Genomic DNA, 25,357 nt, shown 5'->3' with positions numbered 1-25,357 from the left:
CACTGAATCGCCGCGCATGCAAAACGTGCACGTAAAGCTTCTCGCCCACGCGGATATTCCTGCCGCCATCTCATTGCTGAAATATCTCAATCCAAATGTTGGGGCTGATGTTCTAACATCCCGGATGGAGACCATTTTCACGGATCATCCCCACTACCAACTCTTCGGCGCCTTCGCCGGGGAGGTCTTGGTGGGGGTGACCGGTGCTTGGATTGCGACGAAAATCTGGTGCGGAAGACACATGGAAATCGATAATTTGGTGGTTCACCCCGATCATCGTTCTACCGGCGCAGGCACCGCATTGATCAACCATCTGGAGGAGCTCGCGAAACAAAAAGAGTGCTCCATGCTGATCATTGACAGCTACACCGCCAACCACCCATCTCACCGGCTATACCATCGACTTGGATTTGAAATCTGGTCGTTCCATTTCGTGAAACCTCTCCGCTAACCGACGATGGCGACCACCCAACGGATGCATGTCGCCATCGTCCATTATCATCTGCAAGCGGGTGGCGTTAGCAGCGTCATCCGTGCCCATTCAGAGCTTCTAACAGCCACCGGGATCCCGCATGTCATCCTCGTCGGTGAAGCTCCTGACAACCCGACATCTTTGCCGATCCGGGTCATCAAGGGATTGGGCTATGAGCATCAGCATTCCAAATTTCCAAGCGCCCCTGAGCTGCTTCAGAGCGTGATGGAGTGCGCTCGCGACGCTCTCGGCGCGACGCCTGACCTCTGGCATTTCCATAATCATTCGCTCGGAAAAAGCCGACTGGTTCCGGAGATGGTCGCGCTGCTCGCAGAAAAACAAGCCAGGTTGCTGCTGCAAATCCACGATCTAGCAGAAGACGGAAGACCGGAAAATTATCATCATATCCGTGATCTCGCACAGCTCTATCCAATCGCTCCCAACATCCGATACGCATGGATCAACCGATCGGATCAGAGGCAGTTTCTGCAGTTAGGGATTCCTGAAATCCACACGGACTATCTTCCAAATCCGGTTTCGATCCCCGCAACCGAAAGCGATGTGAGCTCAACAACGCCTCCGCTACTGCTGGCTCCGATCCGTGGCATTAGACGAAAAAATTTAGGCGAGCTGGTCTTACTTTCCAAATTCCTGCCAGCAGGCGCGAGAATCGCCATCACCCAGGCTCCGAAAAACCCCACCGCCTGCCCCGTCCACGATGATTGGAGAGCTTTTGCCGCCAGACTGAAGCTACCGATCGATTTTGCGGTTGTCGATGAATCGCCCGGCCATCGGGATGCGTCTAACAACGAGCCCCGCGATTTCGATTTCTGGCTAAAACGCGCAACCCATTTTATTACGACATCGGTAGTAGAAGGCTTTGGTTTGCCGTTTTTTGAATCCTTGAAACTGAGGAAACCGATTCTCGGCAGGAATCTTCCAAAGGTCACCGCTGACCATCCGAGCCGCATCGGGCAGTTGTATGAGCGGATTCCAGTTCCCTGCGATGAGATCGATCTAACAGCTCTTCGACGAACCATGGTCCGGAGCTTGGAGCATTCACATCGACTTTACGGCCAACCCCTCAAACCTGAATTTCTCCATCAAACATACAACTCCCTGCTCCAGAATCGCGCTTTTGATTTTGGCAACTTGCCCGAAAGCATCCAACGCGATGTGATTCTTCGCACCACCGAGCTGAAGGTGGAGTCAGAGGGCAAGATGGTGGATCTCAGGGAATGGTTGTCCAATGCAGTCTCCAGCCAATGGTCGAATGAAGTCTGGACTGAACCCACCTGCGAGTTGCTCACCTCTTATCACAAGCTGATTCATTCCCAAACAGCTCCCCCATCCCACCTTGAACGCGAACAGGTGCTTCGAGCTTATTTCCGGCCAGAGCATTTTCATTTTCTCATGAACGCGGAGCCACAGGATCTCACAGCATCCAAAACCATTCGCGCCTGCGTCTTTGACATCTATGGGACTTTGCTGATCGCGAAACCTGGCGGGATCAAACCCGACCCGCATGTGGATTCCGCACTGCGTGCCCTATTCCATCGGCATGGTTTTTCCGTGTCTGCATCGCCAAGCTCAGCCCTGCATGCATTGGTTCAAAATGAGCACCACAACTCACCTCATGCTCATCCAGAAATCGATCTTTTGCATCTACTCCGTGAATGGTTGGAGCCGGGACCGAATAATGACATGCATGCGCTCCTGGTGGAACTGGAAGATTGCTGGCATCCATGCTCCATGATGCCTGGAGTGATCTCCATGCTTACCGAACTCGCAGGGATGGGCATGGTCATGGGATTGCTCTCCAACGCGCAAGCAAACACGCTGACGGTGTTAGATCGATTCACCAACGGAGCTTCTCGGTGCATCGACTCGGATCTGAGCATTCTTTCCTATCAGCACCGGATCGCAAAACCCTCAGCCGGGCTGTTCCAATTGATGGCGGATCGCTTGGCCACCCGTGGCATCGCTGCGGATGAAACGCTCTTCATTGGAAATGATCCGGCGCAAGACATCGCCCCGGCGGCTCGAATTGGCTTCCGCACCGCTCTATTTACCGGACATCCAGACTCGATCCGCCCCGGCAACTGCAAGCCCGATTACCTCATTGAGGATTGGACGCAGTTTGCCGATTTCATTCGCCAGCTCAACGACGCCGCATCGCGTCCGATACATACCAGTTTTCCAACTTCTGCCGTGCCCAAGGCGTTTTCCGCAGAAAGGTAAGACTGGATTGGATCGATGGATTGAACATGAAACAACGGACCGGAATCCGGTCCGCCAGTTCTTGCCACCCATAGCGATCCACCAAGGTTGTTAGAACTTCCTTGAGTGTGACTCCGTGCAGCGGATCGTTCGGATGCTCTCGCTCCATCAGGAAGGAATCAAATCTTTCACCGCATCACGCTCTTCGATCAGTTCTGCGACGCTCGCATCGATCTTCTCTCTGCTAAAATCGTCAACCGGCACGCCTTGCACGACTTCCCAGCTGCCGTCGGACTTGGTTCGGATGGGCATGGAGGCGATGAGGCCTTTCTCAATGCCGTAAGAACCATCGGAACAAACTGCCACGGAGAACCAATCCCCATCCGCTGTCGGTTGAATCAGACTTTTCACCGTATCAATGGCGGCATTCGCAGCAGAAGCAGCAGAAGATGCCCCGCGCGCTTTGATGATTGCCGCACCCCGCTGTTGGACGGTTGAGATAAACTCACCTTTCAGCCAATCGTGATCCGAGATGACATCGGTTGCAGGTTTGCCGTTGATCTTCGCGTTGGTGAAATCCGGGTATTGGGTTGAAGAATGATTGCCCCAAATGCAGAGGTTCGTCACATCCGAGGCATGAACACCCGCTTTGAAGGCCAACTGGCTTTTCGCGCGATTCTCATCCAGCCGGGTCATCGCGAAGAAGCGGTCCGACGGCACCCCTGCGGCATTGTTCTTGGCGATCAATGCATTGGTGTTGCAGGGATTCCCGACCACGAGAACACGGATGTTTTTCGCAGCATTCTTGGCGATCGCCTGCCCTTGGCCGGTGAAAATCCGTCCGTTGATCCCGAGCAGATCACTACGCTCCATACCAGCTTTGCGGGGAACAGAGCCCACCAGCAATGCCCAGTTTGCTCCAGCAAATCCCTCATCCAGGTCGGCTGTCGCTACCACTTCACGCAACAGCGGAAATGCGCAGTCATCAAGCTCCATCACCACTCCGTGCAGAGCAGGCAATGCGGGTTCAATTTCGATAAGCCGGAGATTGACCGGTTGATCGGCTCCAAAGACGGAGCCGGACGCGATCCGGAACAAAAGTGCATAGCCAATGTGGCCAGCCGCACCGGTGATGGAAATGGTGATGGGTTCTTTCATAAGCGCAAAATTGCTAGATCCCAACATTCAGCAAGAGTTCCTCCGTGGTCAATCAAGAAGGCCACGGAGGTGAATTCAAGCCTTGATCACTTACCGTCAAGCGAATGCAGATACTGCCAGATGGCATCGTATTGCTTCCAAGCATCGCCATCCAGCACATCAGCGCGCTGGGATTCGTTGCCATCGGAGAAACGTGGCATTTTGGTGGAAGGCGTGACCGATGGTGGGTTGTCCATCCAGCGATGATAGTAGCCTTCACGCAAGCGGCTGGAAGCGAGTTTGAGGTTGATGCCTTCCACTTCGAAGATCGCGGTTGCTTTTTGATCGCCGATGGCATGGCAGGTCACGCAACCAAAGCCACTTGCACTGGCAAGATCTTTGCCGATCTCCGCCATCTTTGGATCCACCTTCACTTCCTGTGGTCCGGATGGTTCAAAGCCATGAAGTCGGGACAATCCTTCAGCAAGTTCCTTAGGATGAGCATGGAAAGATGGCATACGCATGCCGAGCCAAGGACGTGGCCGCGGATCTTCAGTTCCGGAAAGCATGGCCTCAATGTAATCCGTGTAGAGCATTTCACCGATGAAGGTGAGCTGCGGGCGGGACTGATCAACACGCTCATGGAGACCTTTGACGTGCTCGGTGAGTGAAGCCGTTTCGGTTTGGGTGGAGCTCAAAAGAGGTGGCTTGCCATCGATCAAGTGGCAGTTCACGCAACGCTGGCTCTCCAGCTGGCGGGTTGCGAACTCCGAGACGTTATTTCTAAACAAGGAGTCTTTTCCGCTCTTGGAGAAGGTTACCAACTTGCTTCTGTCCTCATCGGAAAGATTCAACACCGGAGCCTTGCCGCGCTTATCTGCCGCAGCCACGCAACCAACGGCTGTCCAGTCCTTGGTGAAAAGATCATCCAGCGAAGTAACTGCCGATGGGGTCATCGGAAGACCCGGGTGACACACGCCACATTGGAGCGAGCCGGCGATCTCCGCACCACGAGTCGCATCGCCTTTCGGGAACTGATGGCCCGGTTTGGTCTCTTTTCCTTCGGAAGAGGTCCGAAGAAACGCTGCGAGGGAATTGGCTTCCTCGTCTGAAAGACGGAAATCAGGCATTCCGATCGCACTGTAAAACTGGTGAGGATTTTTCAGGAAATCCACCAAAGCTCCGGGCTGGAACTTGAAGGCGACGTTGTTAAGTGGGACCCGCTTGTTTTCCAAGTCAGGTTGTTCGACGCCAGGCATCGTGTGGCAAGCCACGCAGCCAAGTTCCTGGAAATGAACGCCACCGGCTTGAGCCAACTGAGGATCTGGCTTGGGCGAAGTCGGCATGCCGAGCTTCTGGGTGGTTGTGAGATAGGCAGCTAGATCCGCTACCTCTTGAAGACCTTCTTTGGTAGAAGCATCCACCAAGGTCGGCATGTGAGTTGTCGGCTTGATCGACTTCGGATCAGCGATCCAGTTTTTGAGCCAATCTTCGGTCACGCGGTCAGCAATGCCGGCGAGAACGGGCCCGATTTCCGACAATTCCACCATTCCATTCGCCCCGAAGGAACCGGTGCTGGAAACGTGGCACTTGGAGCAGTTCTGTTGGGCAAACAGCAAGCGGCCGGAACGCTGGTCTTCACCTAAAGTTGCCGCTTCTGATTCGCTAGCGGCAAAAGCATCTGGAGGAACGGTTTGCCTAGGCATTTCGCTCGACTCCCAATAAAAGCGAAATGCGGCGGTGCCGTCCGCTTTGCTTTTGTAAGTAATCGTAATGTCGTGCTCACCCGCATTCAGACGGGTGGTTTTGGAACCCTCACCTGAGAGTGTTCCATCTTTGGAAAGCAATTCCTTGTCATCGACTTTCAGGGCAGCAGCGCCCTCACCCTCGAATGAGAATGAGACGCGCTGCCGCTGAGAAAGAACGAGTTTCCCGGTCCAAGTCACTTCGAAGGCCCCGGCACCCAAAAATGGGGTGGCCGGTTCTCCCGGTTTGATACTCAGAGCCGGAAACCGATCGCGACGGGCATCGGTGACGCCATCTTTCGAAAACGTCGCGATCAGATCAGCTTTTGCGGTAGCTGCCAGGAGGCAGAAGGCAAGAAACGGGAAACGCATATGGGGTAGGGTCAGTCCTTATAAACGGTGCCGATGTATTCACCTTTGAATACTTCACCATCGGTATCCTCAAGGTCATAAGTGACCTTCAGGTTCATGCAAGGCTTCATGTGATCCAATTCGATATCGACGGTCATGCCATCCGCGCTGAGCTTGGCGGCCTTGATTTCGACATCGTCACGAACTTGATGCTCATGGGATTCCTTTTCAAGGGCTTGCTTCTCTGCATCACGATCCGGATGATCCACGGAGAACTCACCAGAGCCGTATTGTGGACCACGAACGTAGTTCCAGCGTTGAGCGCTGTAGCTGGTTGGGTCTTCAGCAAGTTCCTTATCCAGCTTTGCTGGGAAGGTGAGTTTGATGCCAGTGGAGGTGTATTCCATCTTGGTAGGAGCTGGAACGACCACGTCTGGATTGTGGCGCACGCGTTGGAAGGCAGCTTCGCTTGCAGCGTTGGTTTGCCATCCACGGAAACCTGCGACATAGAGCGAGCCGTCCTTGTGGAAGCGAGCGCGCATGGCAGAGGATTGCAGTTTGATTGGGAGTTTCACCACACCACCTTCGAGGAATCCGGTGTTGCCACGAGGTTGTGTCAGCACGTGGAAAATACTGGAAGTTCCGTAGGACAGGTGGAGCATTTCACCAGCTGGAACACCGAAATCAATTCCTTCAGGTACCCAGACTTGGGAAGCACCGGAGTTATCGACATCCATTGGCAGGTAGCAGAGTGGCTCGGTGTATTTGCCCTTCACGTCGTGGCGGGATGGCTCAACGCCGAAGAATACTGGGGTGTTGCCAGGCTTCACGTAGTTGATTTTGCAGGAAGGCATCCAGGTTCCTTCGTTTTCACCGGAGGTGATTTCGCCGTTAGGTCCGATGCCAAGGCCACCTGGGGCGCGCAGGCCGGTAGCGAGAACTTCGAGCTTCGAGCCGTCCTTCGAGACTTTGGCGATCACACCGTTGTCATCCAGGATCTTGTCGAATCCACGGCCGCCGGGGCGGACTGGGGATGCTTTCGAGAAGTAGAAGTTGCCTTCCTTGTCGGTTTGGAGCTCAAACGCGAATTCGTGGAAGTTTTCCGTCACGATGACATCGTGGTTGAACACCTTGTATTGGTCGATCTCACCGTCGTTGTTAAGATCGATGAGCTTGGTGATGCCGTCGCGACCGTTCACGTAGATCGTTCCATCAACCACCTTGAGGCCGAGTGGTTGGAACAGACCGGATGCGACACGTTGCCAGACCAGGTTTTTCATGTCTTTGATCCCCGTCAAGGTCCAGACATCGCCGTTCCAGGTGGAGATGGCAGCCTTATCATCGCTCAGGAAGTCAAAGGCAACAAAGCGGAGGTTCGACTTCCAAGGGTTGTTTTCTGGAAGATTGATTACGTCCGTGACATAAGGGCTCTTCTTGTCGTTCGACAGGTTGACGGTTCCCTTGATTTTTTTGTCGAAAATTGGCTTACCGCCGGAAACGAGAGCCTTGAAATCAGGCATGCTGACTGGCTTCGGCGTTTCGCTGCGTGAATAGGCGATTTGAGCCTGGAGCGCCTGGCCACCGCGTGGGATTTTGGCCAGAAGGCGACCGTGGTTTTTCGTATCGGTAACGAGAGACACGCCGCCAGTGGCTACGATCTCAAGACCGTCTGCGGATTTGGCGCTATCGCGCTTCGGACTGAGGGTGAAGTCACCTTTTTCCTCAGCGACCACCATGACGAGTTCGTCATTGCGTTTGTCGAAATAGAAAGAACGGGTCAGGCTGCCCTTGTCCATCGCATCGGTTTCGAGAATGCGACTGCCCAAAACCGTGTAGTCCAGAGTGATGGTCTCACCGCTGCGGAAATAGCCGTTGAAGCTACCTTGCTCGAGCTTGCCGTAACCAGGATGCTCACGCTTGTCCTCAAAAGAACCGGCCTTATTGCCCCAGCCAGGCATGGAGGCAGTATTGAAAAGCGGATCCTTGTTGGCCAAAGTGATCAAAGTTCCGTGGGAACCGGCCCAAGCTACCCCACCCCATTCAAAATCACCCTTATAAGCGGTGACCAGGCGTAGGGCTTCACTGTCAAACAGCGCGTGGTTGTCGTTACCGAGATCCAGGACGATGCCCTTGATAGCAGCAGGGGTCCGTTTTTCTCCTTGGAAGTAATCGGAGAAGGTTTCGGACCATGCCGGGCCCATCACCATCTCTTCATACCATTTCTTATCAGCGGCGTGGGTAAATTGAACCAAAGCGACCGTCGCGACAAAGTAGGGTGTGAATGTTCGCATGAGGCAGACGATACGGGCCGCGTTCCCTGCGTCTAGCAAAGAAAACCGGAAATTTGGTGAAATGGACTTTGCCTACCGAACCAGTCAGTTTTCAATCCATTACATGATCGACATGCTCGTCCGCCTCTACGATTTGGAGGATCAAACCGACTTATATCGCAAAATCAGCGACCAGGGAATCCGCATCAGGAGGGCACGAGCATTCGAAAAACACACGGTCGCCGAGTTCGCCAGAACCCACTTTTCCGCCAAATGGGTCAGTGAAATCGAAGTTTCCCTTTCGCGACAACCCGTTGCCTGCCACATAGCAACGAAAGATCGCGAAATCCTCGGGTTTTCCTGCCACGACGTCACCATGCGTGGCTATTTCGGCCCCACCGGTGTCGCAGAAAGCGCGCGCGGATCCGGCCTGGGAAAAGCATTGCTATTCAAAGCATTGGAAAGCCTCAGGGACCTCGGCTACGCCTACGCCATCATCGGTGGAGTCGGCCCCAAGGAATTCTATGCGAAAAATTGCGGAGCCATCGAGATCCCGGGAAGTGACCCCGGAATCTATGGCGATATTTTACCTTAAAAACCCTCGTTTAAAGGATCAGAAGCTCAGCGTCTGGTCCTTATAAGTGCCGGGCGTGATCCTGACAGGCTGGCTGCTAGAATTTTTCACCACCACCTCACCTTCAAGAACCACTCCATCCTCAAAATGGACAGGACCTTCGACGGTGAGGGACTTGCATTTCAACAAACTCGGAACACCAAGTGCGGTCAGCTGATCCACCAGCTTGTATTCGTCTGAAAGCGCGATGACCGGCGGAAGTCCCTGGCGCTCCGGGTGAAGGCGAACCTGCCCGTTTTCCTGGATTTCGTAAGCATCTGACCGCAGTGCGAGCAAATCTCCAGTCGTCTTGACCGGCGCAAAGCGGCTGCGCGGCACATCAATGGCGGTCGAGCCATCGAAGCACTCGATCGCCGCGCCCATGGCGATTTCCAACTGCAACACGGCTGGCGATTTCTTATCCCGCGGATCAACCGTCTTTTTGTTCCGGATCATCGGCAATGGCAAGACTCCGGAATCCGCGGCGAGCTGCTCTTTCAACAGATCCAGACGCAACCACAAGCTATTGGTATTAAAGAAACGGTGACGATCGATATCCTGGAAAGACTCCAAATCCTCATCCGGGCACTGCGCCACTTCACGCAGCAACAAGCGGCCATCGCTCTTGCGAACCGCGAGATGACCGCCCTTCCGGTCGGCAGCGGTGCGGCGGGTCACTTCCATCAAAAACGGAGCACCGGATTCGGCGAAATATTGAAGAATCGCCGGATCAAGAACCGCGCCGAGGTTGTCCGAATTCGACACAAACGCATAACGAACGCCATCCGCCAGCAAGCGATCCAGCCAGCCACTTCCGACCAACGCAGGAAACAAATCGCCATGCCCCGGCGGGCACCACTCGAGATCCGGATCCGCTGGCCAACTGGCCGGCTCCAAGGTTGCGGCATCGATTTTTGGAATCTGGTTCTGCATCAGCTCCACTTCCGAAGCCTCGGCAAACCCATCTGCTTGATAAGCAGCAAGATGTCCCAGTGTATCCTCACTGGTACTGAAGCTGTTCATCAACAAAAGCCTCACCCCTGCCCCGGTGGTTTTCCGCAAATCGACGATTTGCCGGACGATCAAATCCAGGAAATTTGTGTTCTCACGAATCGGAAGAAGCGTCTTTGGTCCGGTCAGGCCCATGCTTGTGCCAAGCCCTCCATTGAGCTTGATCACCACTGCTTGAGAAAGCAGCTCCGGTTTCGGCTCCGATTGCGGGAGGCTTTCAAATGATGCGATTTCCGCCGCTGGCGCGATCGAATCTTCCGGAATCAAACCCGTTTCATCACGCAGCAGTGCTTCGTAATTGCGTTGAAATGCACGAATTGCCGCATCCCCCATTCCGGCGGATTCCATCTTGGATTTAAAAGCATCGAATTTGGCCATAAGCTGCCAGAATCTTGATCAAACCGGACACTTTGGTCACGCCGATTCTGTAAAAATGCCAGATCCATGGAGCTAGCCGATCCCCGCGAATCAGCATCACTGCTAGAACCCAAAAGTAGCGGAGCTAGAAATAAAAGTAACCGCGCATCACCGGGAGTATCCCTTGAATCATTAAGGTTGATGCCTGGTTGGTGCCGTGCAGGCGGAGTCACGCAGCTTGCCCACGCAGTTTTCGAGCCCCGTCTTTTCGCTTCTATCCGAACCAATCCCGAGCTGCGTAAAACGCATCATTCACAAACAAGCGGCTACCGATCACCGCACCATCGCTGAAATAGCGGACCCGCCTTCGTAAAGTCGCCGCCATTGGCAAATCACCGTCATCCTTCGATGATCTTTCCGCCTCCGCGCGTGGAATTCCTTTTCGTAAAGTCCGCTTCACGCGTTTTCCGGATCGGTCAAGCACCTCTTCGGATTTCTCCAAAGCTCCTTCCATCAGCATCTTGCGATATTCCCGAGCGACATCATTTTTCCAAAAACCCGCATCCGCACCAACATCCTTGTGAGCGCGCAAGGCTCGCACTAGTCCTGCCCTGGCTGTATTGCCATTTCCTTTCGGACCGCCGCCGATCGCTTCGTCATAACTACTCCAGCGGATCATTGTAGAAAACTTTGCGTTCTAGCAGATCCAGATAAATGCTTTCTCACAACCTAACCCTGCTATTTGAACTAGTCACCCAATGTGCAGAAGAAATCGGTAACGAAGTCGAAACCCGGGGAAAACACCGCCGACAAAGAACCCTCAAGAACCGCGAAGGCCACCCCTACCAGCAAGCGAATAACTACATCAACCAAGTCTTCCAGCGGGCCACTCAGAGGACCTTTCGATTTTTGCGATGGCTACGCACCCGGCTCTATCAAGAAGCTCCCTGGAGCAAAGCCTTGGCCCGCCTAACCCATATCTGGACCTGCTAAAACGCAAAGTTTTTACACCGATCCGCCTTTGTCATGCTCGTGTCGTGGTTAGTTTGATGTGTTATCTTGTATCTCTTTTTGGGTTTTCAATAAATCGTGCTTCAGAACCCAATAGGATAATGGCATTCGCTTTCGAAATATCAGTGAATTGGAAGTACTAATTACTGCGTATTTGATCCATTGTTCTATAAATGTTTTGTGAGCACCTGGGACATCTTGGTATAGATTTCCAATAGAATCATTGAGGTTCTGATAAACGGCATCAGAATCGGCGAGGACCTGAATTCCTATTTCTTGTGGAATGATGCCCGGCTCCCTTATTTCGATCTTCCCGTTTCCCCAAGCTTCTTGACAAGAGGCTGATAGTTCATGAGCGTCACTTATGAGTGGATAGTCGTTTGTAAGAAATGATTTTTGCAGCTCCAAACCACTCCTCACAATATCTCGATATTTTGGATCATTTAACAATTCACGATAAGCTTTTATAATTGCCATTTGTCGGGCTGGGGCTGCTTGCTCGGGTTTGTATTCCATCCAGTCATTGTAATCTAATCTCCTGAGATTCATTTCTTGAGTTCTCATTAGAGATATTGCTTCACGTTGTGCTTCGATAGCTATAACTACCTGCGGGTCCGATTTTCGTATTTTTGATAAAAGATTGTCAATTTCAGATTGAATTTCAGCTTCTTTTTTATTTAATCTAACTAAAGTTTTTTCTTTTGCTACTTCTCGATCGATGGAAGATTTAGTGGATAATTGTCGCGAATTCGAAGACTTTGGCCGGTCAATTGATTTAGCAACTGATTTGCTCTTCCCGTTTTGGTTTACTCCTACGAGATCGTAGATGGCCTTACCGAATGCTAGCGTGAGTACGGTAATAGCAGTCGCTAAATAGAAAGTTCTTCTATGCATTTCATTCTGACGACTATCAGTTCGTTTAATTCTACGCGAGTATAATTGTTCAAACATTGCACCGATTAGCGTCAACCAAAGAGATACCCCCTCATCACAAGAGCATTACAAAATGCCTTATCCTTCTATCATGCCTCGATCGGCGTAGAAAACTCCATCGAATTTTCCACGATTTGATCGATCCAAGGCACTGCCATGATTCGACCCCCGTCACTGGATGTGACCTTTATATTAATATTGAGAAATAATAAAACTAGTGTAATTCAAATAGTTCCCCATACACCTTATTAAAATTACCCAATGTCATTACATCATTCGTTTTGATTTTAGAAAATTTTGGATCTATGGTTTTGTATCTAACTCTGTATAAATTTGTATCATTTGGATCGACCACTAAATCCATTTGCACCTCTAAGCGCCCAAAGTTACCCAGGTAAGATTTTGTGTCAAACCCTGAAAATAAGCTATTTGCTGAATCTAAACCATATTTTTTTTGTAATTTCCCTTTCAATTGATCGAGTAATAATTGTCCTTCAGGGATCAAGGGAATTTTATATGAATAAAAACCTTGCTCAGTTGACGTTTCTTCTATTTTCGATTTTATCAAAACTGACATTTCGTCAGTAGTGGATTTGACTAATTCGGAGATATAATTTTTCTCATTAAGGCTAATCCCTGCAGAAATTAGAGCATCGTCGGATATTTTGCTTCCGACAAGTAGAAGTTGACGATTTTTTACTGGCCGGGCATTTTTTAATCCGCTTTCATGGGATTTGAATTTTTCATAAGCTTGAATCCATTGTGTTTTGCGTGGGAGAGACGTATTCTGAATATTGCGAATAGGACTATCACTAGGTATTATGCCTTTTGTGGAGTGTTTTTGTTTTGAAATGACAATGAAAGCTAATAACATTAAATTACCAAAGGCAAGAATGTAATTTGATAAACGAATTTTATCCATATCACAGAGATGTTTTACATTAATTCTTGAATAACCCGAACAGATATTGGAACTCTGCGGGATCGCTAACTGCCTGATATCCCTGGCTAATTATATTCCCATCACCTGCCTCCGGATCGTTAAATTTGTATTCGATGGCGTAGTCGAACGGGGAGTTACTTTCCGATTTTATTTCTACTGTTCCCTCGTATCTCCCAAATCCTGCGTAGAATTGTGAAACATTTGAAAAACTTGCAATCAGTGTGTCCGCTTTTTTCTCAGGAAGAAGTCTATGAAAATCATTTTTTAGTTTCTCAAACACATCCTGTCCTTCTGGAACTGGTGGAATATGATATTTTTTTAACTCTGGAGTATCGATTTCCAATGTCATTTTCTGTTTTAGAAGGTTGGTCATATCTGTGAATGACTTATCTACTGCCTCTTGAAGTAGTGGGCGGACTTCTTCACTGATTCCAAGTTCATCGAGACCATAGTTAGATAATTTACTACCTAGATCGCCAAGTAAGGTATATACTGGACTTTCACTCCTGCTTAAAACTCCCTTCTCACGAAGATTTTGTTTTGCTGGATCTGAGTAATTTCGATCCGATCGATAGTCCAAATCCTCGTGAACTTGCGAAGAACGTGTATTTTTAATTGGAGATACGAGCGTATCATTGTTTATAAGTTTAGTCCTTTGTTGCTTACTTGCAGAAAGGGAACATAACAGATACAGAGACATACCCAAAAATAAGCATGCCTGCAAAATAATTAATTTATTGGATCGCTTCATTACACTAGTTCGATCTTAATATGTAAATCGTCTTGATTGCCATATTCTTCATCCTTAACTTCGATTAGACATACTTCTGAATTATAATAGGCCGCAGACAATACATTCTTTACTTTCACATAACCTTGAACCCTACTGAGGTTGCGGTTACAATTATGAGTATGATGAAATAAATACATAGCATGTGTCAATTTTCGACCTATTTAATAGAGCGTTATACGATGAGAATGATCTTGTATAGATTTTATGAATCCCTGCTGTTAATGTCGTTTCGCTAGAAAAACCACATGCCTCTGTGACATGTGATTTAATAGTGTATATGGTATAAGATACTCAAGCAGCCCAATTGGTGTTTTGCCATCCAAATATTTGGAAACTTATGCTCACGAGATTGCGAAACCCGTTTGAAGGCGTTATATCAGTAGCAACTTTGGCCATATGAACGTCTGAGTTATTACTAGCTGTGAGCATACAAGCCCGCATTCATAATATCCTCCATTAGGACTTTCAAGTATATTTTTCGAGCATGATGATGGTTCTCCGTCATTTTTTTCGGCTCTTCCTTATATTGTCAAAGATGCGGCTGACATCGCTGTTGCTCCACCAACTTCTCGGAGAAAACGTCTTATGGATTCTTTATTGAGATCTTCAACCGATTCGTTATCCGCATTTATATTTCCAAAGTGAATCAATCTTATTATGTCTTTTTTTCATAATTTTGTTTAGTGATATACACAATTTGCTGACGCCTGTGAATTCCTAGCGATTTCGTTTTGCATAAGAAAACTGAAGTTTTGGCGAACTCTATTTCAATCAATATGCAGTTTAGGGTATATTATAATTATTAGACTTTTTCATTCACAGACAGAATCAATTCACAAAGAAAATATCCCCAAATTTGCTGTAATGCAAGCATTTTAAAAAATTATCCTCTCTGAAAATTTTTTAGCAGTTGACTTAGCTATGACCCGCTTTGTGTAACTCTAGCCTATATTCTAAGCTGCCTCAAGAGCTCAGAATGATCATCTTCATTGGAGCGCCATTCTCACTCATTGAAGCCACATCCGGTGGCGGGGTCGAACCATGGCAGTCTCTTGGATCTAACAAATCGTGGGAAATTCGGTGGTTTTTTCGCTGACCTCGACGGCGGCTGCCATTCTCGCCATCACCATGCCACCCGCAGGTTAGCTGTCCCAGTCGAAGCAGGTTGTAAACGAGGTTGCTAGGCCGCTGTTGCGTGCCGCTCTTACGATAGCTATCGTAGCAATCTGGTCCGCGCCCATCTGCCACAGTTGCGCATCGAACACATGCTCGGCACGCGCTCGAATCCGGCTATTCTTGCGGTTTTCACTTTTTTGCGCCTTGGTCAGTGGTTTGCCCTTTGCTCCTTTTTGGCAAATGCGTGCTTGGACTTTTTTGCGCCGCAGGATCGTCAGCAATCCGCGACTCCAATACGCGCTTTCCGCATCCACCGTGCCCTCGCCTTCTTTGACTAAATCCTCGAGGCACTGGCTGTCGTGCTCACTGGCGTCACTGACCCGAAAGTCTCGAACTAACTTGGTTATTACATCCGCCTTCACGTGGTTTTTGTAGACGTAGTGAACCTCGTTGTTCTTCTTCGCCCAACGCGCGCCAACATCCTTGTGAGCGCGAAAGGCTCGCACTAGCCCCGCCCTGGCTGTCTTGCCATTTCCTTTCGGGCCGCCGCTGATCGCTTCGCCAAAACTACTCCAGCGGATCCATGTAGAAAGAGATTATCGAAAGTTACCTAAATTTGGCACCTCATTTTTTATCACTTCGCGTAATCGTTTTCCAAATATTTGAAGCCAGCTCACTACTTAAAGTGGACCGTTTCACATCAGGCCTAACTTGAACAAAAGTCGCGCTGGATTTAAATCCACAAATAAACTCACCTACTTGATCACCATATAAAATAATGAGCCACACCTTACTTCGGTCTTCATCATCTTCAAAAGATATAACTTTTACGGGCGACAACCCAATCACCTTACCCGTAACCGATTCATCAGTCCATCTTACAGAAGAATACCACTCATTCATTTCTTCAATCACATTATCTTCAACCTCAATATTATCAGACAAGCTATATCCGATTACCTCCCCCCACGGCATGATTGCACTCTGGTCGATTTTATCAATTTTCTCACCATTCACCTTTTTCATCATGTCTTGATATCCTGAAATATCCTCAGAAAATGTCGGAGTAACAGAAATCAACTTCATTACAGTTAGCTCGCATTTTTGAGCGACATTAAATATAGGACCAGAATAAGCATATTGCAATGTCATTAAAAGAATTAATATAATTTTGATCATTTCAAAGATTTGGTTTTGTAGTTTATCGTTTCACCTATGACCACATAGACTTCACCCCTCAGACTTAGCCCGAGCATCAAAAAAGATTATTGAATATCCGGGAAAACTTAGACATTGAACTTCCACTTTAATACTCGAGCATGGGCACACGCCACCCTTACAATCTGCTTCAGCTTGCTTCATTGCAGATTCATATGCGTTTCCCAATGCTGCATTGTCACCAATTTCGAATGGGTTTTTAAGATTATTATCCATCCATAGATAACCAGGCTCTTTTTCATTAAGGATATAACCACCGTTCCCGTCATCTACGAAGTCTTCTATATTAGGATCGTCAAATTTCCCCCTCGTAGTGAAACGAATTATATTCTGGCACACTATTTATATTTCCTGAAAAGCAGCTCACGGCTGTATAGCGATCGCCTTTTTTCACTTCTGCAGGAGGTGGAAATCCATTCGTTACCTGGCAACTTCCAGATTTAGATCCATGCCCAGCTCTAATGAGTGAAGTACATTTTCTGACCGGAGGTTTCAAACCAAGAAAGTCCGTCCAATTTACACTAATATTCCCCACGAACCCATACAGATTCACGCCTCCTCTCTCTCCGATAGGATCTCGGTTGATCCATCTGCCCAGCTGCGGATGGTAGTAGCGGTAGCCGTAGTTATACAGCTCACTCTCCCCATCCTTGAACTCGCCGTGGAACAGGAACTTCCAGGCACATTCACTCGACGTTTGCGTCACGAAGCTTGCGTTCATGATCCGCGCCGGACCAAAGGCATCGTAGCCGTAGCGCTCGGTCACCGCTCCGGTGGTGTCGATGATCGCCACCGGATCAAGGTAGTCACGCAGCACGAAGCGTGTTTCGCTCGCTGCGGTTTTTCGCACTCTGCGGGTCATTGCATCATAGGTATACGCTCCTACCACCGTGCTGCCAAGCTTGATTTCCATCAGGCGGTTCCACGCGTCCCACTTGCAGGTGTAGCCATTGCCCCAGTTGTTTGGCGCGGGCAAAGTCGTCATGTTGCCTGCCGCGTCGTAAATCGGTTGCACGACCCCGCTCGGGCCGCTCACCGATTGGATTTCGTTGGCGGTGTTGTGCACACGGGTTTGGGTGAGCGATGGACTTAGCGATGTCACTGCAGTCCAGTTGCCGGTCTGGTCGTAGCCGAAGGATTCCAGCTGCTGGCGCGTCGCTGGAACAATGCCGGTATCGACAGAAGCCCTAGCCCGCCTAACCCACATCTGGACCTGCGAAAACGCAAATTTTTCTACACCGATCCATGCTATGATCGTCATTCAGCAAGGAGATACGATGAAAGCTCGGCTCGCAATATCTACGCTGATCCAAGCCCCCTTATGGTCTTACCTCGGAAGGAACACGTCGCCACGAACATCAACTACATCTTGCAGCTTACTTCCACCAAGCGAGACCCTCAAATGAGCCTCCTTTTTATCAGGTATCTTCACAGACACGAATTTGCCAACTTCAAATACATTGCTAATAACGACTACCTCACCAGAGTTCACCACATAAGATGCATCATCATAACTAACACTTACTGGAAACTTTGATTTATTTTCCAAACTAAGAATCAATCCCTTTTGTATGCCATCCATTTCTGGATTAATTCGTATTTGCCACGAAGCCGGTGAACCAGCAATCTGAATATCTGAAACAATTTGATCTCCAGACCTAACCCAAATCATATCCTTAGATCTAGAGCCACAGCAACTAGGCAACGTGGACAAATATAAAGCTTGAATTTCCAACACGTTATGCGAAATTAACAGCAACATGACTTATCTCGCTGACGCGATGCCGGACGTGGTTTACGACCATCTAAAAAAATTAACTTAACTCGCCTTCTGGAAAATCTAACATTTTGAAAAAGGGCCGAAAACCGGCCAATCTTTTCAAAACTTTAAGTGGAATCTGGTGGATTTTGGTAACCGGATCGCCATGGAACCAACTCCCGGAAAGATATGGAAAATGGAACAGTGTCTATCGCTTCCATTTGAGATGGTCTCTGCGGGGCGTGTTTCCGGAACTACTCAAACAGACGGCAGCGGAGGCTCAATCCACTTCGATGGATGAATTCAAGGTAATTGACGCATCCCACCTCAAAGCTCATCAGGACGCTTGCCGACATTCACTACCCGCAGAAGAACGGACACTTGGAAAAACTAAAGGTGGAAGAAATACCAAACTCAACGCCTGCGTGAATGGAGCAGGGAAGGCGTTGGAACTCACGCTCGCTCCAGGCAACCGGCATGAAATTCTCTTCGCCCTTGAAGTGCTAGGTGATGTCTCCGGCAAGGTGGTGTTGGCAGATCGTGGATATGATAGCGACAAACTGCGGGAATCTATTTTTGAAGCGGGAGGTTTCCCGATGATCCCACCGAAGAGCAACCGGATAAATCCAGTATTTTATCTATCAGAAATTGGTCGTGGCCGCAGAGTAGTAGAAAATTTTTTCTGCAGAATTAAAAGACACCGGCGTGTCGCCACTCGTTACGAACGTCTCACCGAGACTTTCATTTCTTTCATAAGTCTCGCAGCAATAGCAGATTGGGTAAGATTTTAAATTTGTCCACATTACCTAAGAAATAAGCAGATCAACATCGAAAAATTTCTAATATATTTCATCACTACTTCTACGGTTTGTTAAAAGTATCCTGAAGGCCCGTCCTTCTGTCAAGATGCTAACAGCCTGGCCCTTTGTCATGGATCCGCCGGCGACGGAGGAATGCGACGGGTACCAGCGCCCCGAGCATCATGATAGCCGGCTCGGGCACCGCGGTGAAGGAAAGCACTCCGTCATCGCCGAGCGATGCGAGAAACTCGGAGCTGTAGTTACTGATCGTCAAGCCGCTCACGCTGCCTGAGGAAAACCCGGAGAACAACGTGTAGGATTGGTCGTAGTCGATCTCGCCACCGCCGAGGTCCAGGGTGCCGCCGGTGATTGAAAACATCCCGCTGCCGGTGATTTGATCGGCTCCCTCTGCGAGTTGGAGGGCCCATGTCCCGCCCGTCATGCTGAAGTCCGATCCCGCCGAAAGCGCGAGCGCTCCGGCACTCCCTGCGTTCAGCCTCAGGGTTCCACCTGCGATCGTCACACCACCCGCTCCGACGGTGGCCACCGAGGTGGAGAAATTGCCTCCATTGAGCACCAGCGTGCTGCTACCGATGGCCGTGGCATTGGATGCGGCGAGGGTTCCCGCGTTGACGGTGGTCGTTCCCATGAACGTATTGGCTCCGGAGAGAATCTGGGTGTTGGATTGACTTTTGATGAGGTTGACCTGCGACGTGCCATTTTGAATCACACCACCGTAGTTGCTCGTCCCGGATGATGAGGTTCCCAGGGTCAGGGTGGAGGCTTGGGCCCCGCTATTGGTGATCACACCACTTCCTGTCAGACCTGAGCGGGATGCGGAGTACCCGGCAAGGTCCAACGTCCCATTCACGATCAGCGAAGACGAGGAGATTGCCGAGGCGATCGCGCTGTTCCCGCCGAGGCGCAAGGTTCCGGCATCCACATTGACCGTGTTGATGTTGTTCGCCCCGGAAAGCACCAGTGTCCCGGGTCCTTGCTTCACCATCACCACTCCCACTCCAACGCTTATCAGCGGCGCATTGATGGTGGCGATGTCCGTCCCGGAAACAGAAATCGGCACGGAACCATGTATGAAGATGCTACCACCTCCGTCGCTGATCTGGATGCCATCCGCAGTGAAATCCATCGACACAACCGTCACAATACTGTCCAAATTCACAATTTGGTCCTCTCCTGAAAAAATCGCCGAATTGTTGTTGTTGAACCAACTCTGGTTGTAGGTCCCCGGAGCTCCGACGCTCCAGTACGCATTTATCACCCAGTTTCCCGACGGGGTGGCCGGATTCCAGTAATAGTTGGCAGCAGAGACGACGCTGTTCGTAACGACAAGCCCGGCCAGCGTGGCGGCGATTTTCCATGATCTCGACATGCGGCGATCCTTCAAGGCCCGCATACCTGAATCAAGTGCAAAGCATCCGGTACGGCTACGATGATTCATTATATTATAAAAGGCCTATTTTAAATGCCTACCCCTTCGCCATGATCCTAGTGAGGGAAAAATTTACACTTATCTAACAAATGAAATACAACTTCCCGCTTGGACCATCGCATTAGGCTACAAACATCGCAGATATCGAATGGAGCGGAGCGACATGGACAGGAGCGAACGCGACGTGCTCTGAAAGAGTGCGACCGGCGAGGAGCATGAAAAGGTTTTTGAGCCATTCAAAAACAAAATGGCGGAAACCAAATCCTGGGCCAGCAGCCAAACTGCAAAAGAAGCCCAAGCCTTATTTCAATGCCTGTCTCACAACCTCACCCTGCTATTTGAACAAGCCATCCAATGCGCAGAAGGAATCGATGACAAAGTCGAAACCAGGAAAAAACACCGCAGACAAAAAACACGCAAGAACCGCGAAGGCGAACCTACCAGCAAGCGAATAACTTCATGAACCAAGTCTTTCAGCGGGCCACTCAGAGCACCGTTCGATATTTGCGATGGCTACGCAGCTGGCTCTATCAAGAAGCTCCCTGGAGTAAAGCTCTAGCCCGCCTAACCCATATCTGAACCTACTAAAACACAAAGTTTTCTACACCGATCCATTAAGAACTGCTAATCAGCCAAAATAAAAAATCCTGGTGCATTAACCATTATTTCGTGCCCTTTTATCAAGGCATCAGAGAGATTTGCCTCAGTATAGGATGCACCCTCAAGCAGTGTAACGATTGAATTGGTGTCTTTTGGATTTATGAAGTTAAGCTCCACCTCCGCAAAAAGATCCCTAATTATTGGACTCCAGCAAAACCGATGATCGTTCTGAGGGACAATTGGATAAACATTCCCGTAGTGGGACGCAATCGTTTTATCACCAGTGCAAAATAGCGATTCTGAACGATACCTAATCCCGAAATTATCAAGAAACCAGGTGTCTGCAGTATGATGAACAAGGGGGGAATTGTTGCGCGGTTGTCGCCCAACAACTGGGCCAAGTTTGTGTATCCCATGAAAGTTTTTCTTCTTAAAACCGCGCCACAAATATCGAGCGGATAGCGGATCCGAGAAATGGGCTATGTAGTGAGAGCACCCTAGATCTACAATTTTCTTCATCGTTAACTTACAAGTTAAGGTATCATCAATCTGATGATCGCTTCTTCCGATTCGATTTTTCCTCCGTAATAAGTTTAAGTTCAGGTTGCTCAGGGATTTGAGACGACTGCGTATCAAGACCTTTCGTCAACCTCTTCAACAAACTTTCTATCTGAAGAATTAGCTCCCGGTTTGAACCTTTCGTGGGAGAACCTCCTGTTGTCGACCTCTCACTATCTGCAGACTCGCGCGCCAATCGAATTTGGAAATGAACGTTCGGAATCAATTCCAAGACAAGAGAACTAGGAAAAATACGAACTATATCCTTAGCGAATGACAACGATTCTCTACTCCTTTCCATAGCAGAAAATTCCACCCAGCAAAGGTCAGCAGGTTTATCCCCCTCAAGTCTCTTACTACGCAAAAAAGGTGTTATTCGTCTAATTAGCTCGAACCAACGTGGATCCCATGAATTTTTCCCACAAAGGCCTGCTAGAATCGAAAACCAAAGGTAGGCGGACGGAAAGCTGGAAGCAGGACGGTCAATAAGTCCAAGATGGGAAGTTCCCCTTCCAACAAGGAACGCCGCCGCTCCTAAATAAAACCCCACTTCCGTTTGGTCCGAGAGATTTTGATCGGAGCACTTTCGAACCACTTGGTCGAAACCTGTGAGCCGACGCTCCACGGAATCTGATTTAAAATAGGAGGAATAGAGCAAATCAAGAAACTCATGGCTAAATTGTCTATTCGCGGAGCTCTCCAGCAAATGGAAAAGCCTTTGAACAAACAAAAATTCATCTTCGCGTTCAAATTGATATGCGCGATCAGGTAAATCAATACAGACTTTCCAAGCTACTTCAAGTGTCTCAAGCCGAAGCTCAGGAAAACCCAGTTGCTCGTTCGCCTTGAGTCGTCTAAGCCGACCGATAAATGTGTCATATATCAGTTTATTATCACCATAAACTTGCAGTGCAGCTAAAAGGGAGTAGCTGCAGGACGTTTCAATCCACGATATATAAAAATCTTTAAGAACTTTACTACCCCGGCCACGCATCATGAATTCACCCAAAATCATTGAGGCCCATACAGGTTCGAAAATCGGATTCGAAAAAGAGTCCGTCCGCATTATAGCGTCAAAATCAGAGGCGAGCACTACTTGAAAATGCATGCTAAGAGGCATGAAGTCCGCAGCGAATGCATAGAGCCACGCCATCAAATCCTCTGCATCTTCATCTTCAATGACAAGGACCTCGGGGCGCTCTTCCGAATTAGAGTGGTATCCTTCGAAACCGGCTAAAAGCCTCCTACTTTTTGGAGGTGAGCTAGTTCTATGCGATCTATCGCGACTGAAAATAAATGACAATAGTTCAGATCGCGAAATTTCCACCCATCTATAATTGTCCCATTTCATGAGAATAGATCCTTCTTGGTGATTGTGCTCGTCTTCGCAAAGGCACTGGCAATAAAGGGCATGACCTGTCCACTGTAATGAAGTGATAATGAAGTTTTTGCTCTTGTGATTGCTGTAAATGACACTTCGCGCCGGTTCATCGGGAATTTTATTTCCTCTCCGCCAGCAATATGAACCGCACGAAATTCTGTCCCTTTTGCCGCATGAATAGTCAGCACATGAATCGGTCGATCCGAACGAAATGAATTATTTACTCCTTCGTCCGAATGAAAGGATGTGATCTCAAAAAATTCACTATCTTTAAGGTAGGACTTAAACTCCTCGATCATGCCGTTTGTAGGAAGAATCACTCCTAATAGTTCATCAGGAAAGGCTCTAAGTTGGGTCTGCAGTCTATCAAGTATCGCGCGATACTGGTCATTCCTTGTTGCATGTGAGAAAATATCAGCGTCAGACGCATTCTTCTCTTCAGAATATAAGCAATAATCCAAAAGTGAGTTATTGCCATCTTTGGGCGGAAGAATCTTATCCGCCACTTCACATATTCTTTTGCCAATCCTGTAATGGTATTCCAACGTTATAGATTTAAAACCCTGAACAGATAGTCCGTCCATTCCATATAAACCCTGACGATCATCACCGGCAATCGTTACTACCGGAGCGAGCCGTGACAACTCTACTATCTGCTCTTTTGTCAAATCTTGAGCTTCATCAATAAAGACAGCGTCGTAGAGGATGTGAGTCGGCGCTTTGGCGTAGGCACTTTCCAGGAGCTCGACCAAAATTTTATTCTTCCGTTCTTTGTTATCTTTGCTGTTCTCAATCTTCTTGTCTTTATTTTTAATAAAAAGCGACTCAAAATCGGCGAGGCCTTGCGGATAATAGGTTGAGATATGCGATCTTGCCCATGACCAAAACGTCTGAACCTGATCAGGCTTGAAAAATTTCTGATCATTCAATCCAGATCTAATAAAGTCGGCCAAACATCCTGTGTAGGTAAGAAAAAGAATGTTCTTAAATCCCTCTTTCCCATATAAATATTTAGCGCGAAGAAGTAATAGGTTGGTTTTGCCACAGCCTGGGGGTCCGAAAATGACATGCTTGCCCGACGGAGGAAGGTCTAAAACCTTTTCCTGATCCACATCCAAGTCTTCGAGGTTAGTCCACCAAGTGTTCTTCATAAGCCGTTATAATCGATGTTCGCTTTCAATTGCTCGCAAATAGCCTCAAACGCATGAGTCATAATACCAGGTTCAAGTAAATCCGATTCAGAAGACATGGTGCCAACAATTTTTGTTATGGTAGTGCTGCCGTGTTCTCGACCTAATATGACGTTTATTTCATCAAGAGTAGGGTCTACGATCTCATCGAATTCGAGAAAAAAGCTCTCTTTAATCTGTCGTGCAGGCAGCTTAATTTGGAAGACTTGTCGGTGCAATGTGCTTTTCGATTTCTGTCGATTGCATTTCAAAGAATGCTCAAAATTGGAGTGGATACTCGCAATCGTTGCAGCAACGATTGTTTCAATTTTTTGGGAGCAATACCTTTCCTTTTCCTCGATTAGTTCATTGAGTTTCGATTGATGTTTGGCATTGATACTAATTTTCCCAAGAATTCCGGCCAGTGCTTCTGATGCACGTTCTGATTTTGGAGTTCTGAAATCACTTATTTTGACGAGATCATTTCTTAATACTGGATCTTTTATTAGTGCTAATTCTGCAATTGCCGCGAGGCGCGACTCACGACTTTTCGCCGCCGCCCCAAGAACGGGTTTACTTCTTAATACCGCAAGCGCCAATTTATATCGATTACCCGAATGGACTTCTTCGTCAAAAAGTGGTTTTTGAACGATCATGTCGTGCACTATTGCACCAATTTGGTATATATTTACGGCGTTCCATAAATCTTCCGAGGGTTCGAAAGTGCGAAATAGATATTCAGGAGGGCTATACTGCGCAGTTGCGAGAAACGGCCTTAGTTTTCCTGTGTCAGTTCCATCGATTCTATCTTCCGCTCCCGAAATCTCTCGAACTACACCTATGTCGACAACTTTTAGAGAGCAGAAATCCGGGGAGATCAATATGTTTTCTGGTTTAATGTCCCTGTGTATCAAGTTGACAGATTTTAAGTAATCAATCACATCGATCAACTGATCCACCAGGATCTGAATTTTGTCCTCGGGGATTTTAGCCAAACATTTCTTTAGAGTATCCCAAGGCAAATACTCCATTAGGCATATGCAAGAGGATTTATAAAGCTGGATCGACTGAATTGTGACTAGGCTTTTGCAATCATGCCCAATTAATTTTTCCTGTAGTTTTGTACGATGAAGTTGTGCTGTCGATTTTTCGCCAGTGTAGAGACGCTCACTGTAAATTTTCAGCGCATATTTTGCTTTCTTCTTTGAGACTTCAAATACAGCGGCCGTGGCACCCACGCCGATTGGTTTGCGACGGAATGAAAAGCCTTCTCCCCAGTCCGCTAGAAACATTTCTGCAGTATCGGCAAGTTTATCGACGGTGGCTGAATCGAGTTCCGGCATTTGCGTTCCTAAGTAAGCCAGCGCTTTTTTGATGCGTCGGTGGCGGAGAGTTTCGAAGTGTGATTCAAGAAGGCGACATGTCGTGCTCAATAATCCGCTAACGTCAC

General features: G+C 48.6%; 23 protein-coding genes. 6 read left to right on the top strand and 17 right to left on the bottom strand.

What is annotated here, in order from left to right; genetic code table 11:
• Positions 1-16 precede the first annotated feature (16 nt).
• The gene (locus tag JIN85_RS01165; RefSeq protein ID WP_200266749.1) at positions 17-451 is read left to right on the top strand and encodes a GNAT family N-acetyltransferase; all 435 of its coding nucleotides are present in this window, start codon (positions 17-19) and stop codon (positions 449-451) included.
• A 6-nt stretch (positions 452-457) separates the two neighbouring features.
• Positions 458-2,713, top strand: a complete 2,256-nt coding sequence (locus JIN85_RS01160; protein WP_200266747.1) for an HAD family hydrolase — start codon at positions 458-460, stop codon at positions 2,711-2,713.
• Here the strand turns inward: JIN85_RS01160 and JIN85_RS01155 are convergent.
• The 4 genes from JIN85_RS01155 to JIN85_RS01140 form a co-directional block, all read right to left on the bottom strand.
• Entirely contained in the window at positions 2,634-2,861 is a 228-nt protein-coding gene (locus JIN85_RS01155; protein WP_200266745.1) for a VF530 family protein, read from the bottom strand. The genes JIN85_RS01160 and JIN85_RS01155 overlap by 80 nt on opposite strands.
• A complete protein-coding gene (locus JIN85_RS01150) occupies positions 2,861-3,850 on the bottom strand; it encodes a malate dehydrogenase (protein ID WP_200266743.1) in 990 nt (329 codons plus the stop codon). Before JIN85_RS01150 ends, JIN85_RS01155 begins: the two co-directional genes overlap by 1 nt.
• A gap of 86 nt (positions 3,851-3,936) precedes the next feature.
• Positions 3,937-5,946, bottom strand: a complete 2,010-nt coding sequence (locus JIN85_RS01145) for a c-type cytochrome (protein ID WP_200266741.1) — start codon at positions 5,944-5,946, stop codon at positions 3,937-3,939.
• An 11-nt stretch (positions 5,947-5,957) separates the two neighbouring features.
• Positions 5,958-8,216, bottom strand: a complete 2,259-nt coding sequence (locus tag JIN85_RS01140; RefSeq protein WP_200266739.1) for a DUF6797 domain-containing protein — start codon at positions 8,214-8,216, stop codon at positions 5,958-5,960.
• 103 nt (positions 8,217-8,319) lie between these two features.
• On the opposite strand from JIN85_RS01140, the gene JIN85_RS01135 reads away from it, so the two are divergent.
• Positions 8,320-8,790: a GNAT family N-acetyltransferase gene (locus JIN85_RS01135; protein WP_200266737.1), complete on the top strand. Its 471-nt coding sequence runs from the start codon at positions 8,320-8,322 to the stop codon at positions 8,788-8,790.
• Between the two features lie 18 nt (positions 8,791-8,808).
• Here the strand turns inward: JIN85_RS01135 and JIN85_RS01130 are convergent, their stop codons facing one another.
• Both JIN85_RS01130 and JIN85_RS01125 read right to left on the bottom strand, forming a co-directional pair.
• Positions 8,809-10,197 (bottom strand): UTP--glucose-1-phosphate uridylyltransferase, encoded by a 1,389-nt coding sequence (locus JIN85_RS01130; protein WP_200266735.1) that lies wholly within the window; start codon positions 10,195-10,197, stop codon positions 8,809-8,811.
• 253 nt (positions 10,198-10,450) lie between these two features.
• Entirely contained in the window at positions 10,451-10,855 is a 405-nt protein-coding gene (locus JIN85_RS01125) for a hypothetical protein (protein ID WP_200266733.1), read from the bottom strand.
• Positions 10,856-10,890: 35 nt separating this feature from the next.
• Between JIN85_RS01125 and JIN85_RS01120 the strand changes: the two genes are divergently transcribed.
• Complete coding sequence (locus JIN85_RS01120; RefSeq protein WP_200266731.1) at positions 10,891-11,169, top strand: hypothetical protein; 279 nt, start codon at positions 10,891-10,893, stop codon at positions 11,167-11,169.
• Between the two features lie 48 nt (positions 11,170-11,217).
• On the opposite strand, the gene JIN85_RS01115 is transcribed toward JIN85_RS01120, so the two are convergent.
• From JIN85_RS01115 to JIN85_RS01085, 7 genes are all read right to left on the bottom strand, one after another.
• Complete coding sequence (locus JIN85_RS01115) at positions 11,218-12,081, bottom strand: hypothetical protein (protein WP_200266729.1); 864 nt, start codon at positions 12,079-12,081, stop codon at positions 11,218-11,220.
• A 253-nt stretch (positions 12,082-12,334) separates the two neighbouring features.
• Positions 12,335-13,042 (bottom strand): hypothetical protein, encoded by a 708-nt coding sequence (locus JIN85_RS01110; protein WP_200266727.1) that lies wholly within the window; start codon positions 13,040-13,042, stop codon positions 12,335-12,337.
• Between the two features lie 19 nt (positions 13,043-13,061).
• A complete protein-coding gene (locus JIN85_RS01105) occupies positions 13,062-13,814 on the bottom strand; it encodes a hypothetical protein (protein WP_200266725.1) in 753 nt (250 codons plus the stop codon).
• A gap of 1,184 nt (positions 13,815-14,998) precedes the next feature.
• Positions 14,999-15,478: a transposase gene (locus JIN85_RS01100; RefSeq protein WP_200266723.1), complete on the bottom strand. Its 480-nt coding sequence runs from the start codon at positions 15,476-15,478 to the stop codon at positions 14,999-15,001.
• Positions 15,479-15,596: 118 nt separating this feature from the next.
• Positions 15,597-16,151, bottom strand: a complete 555-nt coding sequence (locus tag JIN85_RS01095; protein WP_200266721.1) for a hypothetical protein — start codon at positions 16,149-16,151, stop codon at positions 15,597-15,599.
• Between the two features lie 334 nt (positions 16,152-16,485).
• The gene (locus JIN85_RS01090) at positions 16,486-17,451 is read right to left on the bottom strand and encodes an RHS repeat domain-containing protein (RefSeq protein WP_200266719.1); all 966 of its coding nucleotides are present in this window, start codon (positions 17,449-17,451) and stop codon (positions 16,486-16,488) included.
• 66 nt (positions 17,452-17,517) lie between these two features.
• Positions 17,518-17,928, bottom strand: coding sequence for a hypothetical protein (locus JIN85_RS01085; RefSeq protein ID WP_200266717.1), 411 nt, complete (start codon positions 17,926-17,928; stop codon positions 17,518-17,520).
• A gap of 110 nt (positions 17,929-18,038) precedes the next feature.
• Between JIN85_RS01085 and JIN85_RS01080 the strand changes: the two genes are divergently transcribed.
• Entirely contained in the window at positions 18,039-18,740 is a 702-nt protein-coding gene (locus tag JIN85_RS01080) for an IS5 family transposase (protein WP_200266715.1), read from the top strand.
• 118 nt (positions 18,741-18,858) lie between these two features.
• Here JIN85_RS01080 and JIN85_RS01075 read toward each other — a convergent pair whose 3' ends face one another.
• A complete protein-coding gene (locus JIN85_RS01075) occupies positions 18,859-20,139 on the bottom strand; it encodes a PEP-CTERM sorting domain-containing protein (protein WP_200266713.1) in 1,281 nt (426 codons plus the stop codon).
• A 307-nt stretch (positions 20,140-20,446) separates the two neighbouring features.
• Here JIN85_RS01075 and JIN85_RS01070 point away from each other — a divergent pair, with 307 nt between their 5' ends.
• Positions 20,447-20,662: a hypothetical protein gene (locus JIN85_RS01070; RefSeq protein WP_200266711.1), complete on the top strand. Its 216-nt coding sequence runs from the start codon at positions 20,447-20,449 to the stop codon at positions 20,660-20,662.
• Between the two features lie 681 nt (positions 20,663-21,343).
• On the opposite strand, the gene JIN85_RS01065 is transcribed toward JIN85_RS01070, so the two are convergent.
• The 3 genes from JIN85_RS01065 to JIN85_RS01055 are packed head-to-tail and all read right to left on the bottom strand — an operon-like array spanning position 21,344 to position 25,250.
• Positions 21,344-22,708, bottom strand: coding sequence for a hypothetical protein (locus JIN85_RS01065; RefSeq protein ID WP_200266709.1), 1,365 nt, complete (start codon positions 22,706-22,708; stop codon positions 21,344-21,346).
• Positions 22,705-23,889 (bottom strand): 3'-5' exonuclease, encoded by a 1,185-nt coding sequence (locus JIN85_RS01060; RefSeq protein WP_200266707.1) that lies wholly within the window; start codon positions 23,887-23,889, stop codon positions 22,705-22,707. The genes JIN85_RS01065 and JIN85_RS01060 overlap by 4 nt, the downstream gene beginning before the upstream one ends.
• A complete protein-coding gene (locus tag JIN85_RS01055) occupies positions 23,886-25,250 on the bottom strand; it encodes a protein kinase domain-containing protein (protein ID WP_200266705.1) in 1,365 nt (454 codons plus the stop codon). Before JIN85_RS01055 ends, JIN85_RS01060 begins: the two co-directional genes overlap by 4 nt.
• Positions 25,251-25,357 lie beyond the last annotated feature (107 nt).

Origin of the sequence: Luteolibacter pohnpeiensis (assembly GCF_016595435.1) — a bacterium.
Classification (GTDB): Bacteria; Verrucomicrobiota; Verrucomicrobiia; order Verrucomicrobiales; family Akkermansiaceae; genus Luteolibacter; species Luteolibacter pohnpeiensis.
Note: the sequence above shows the minus strand (reverse complement) of the source record. Positions and strands in the feature narration are given on the sequence as shown.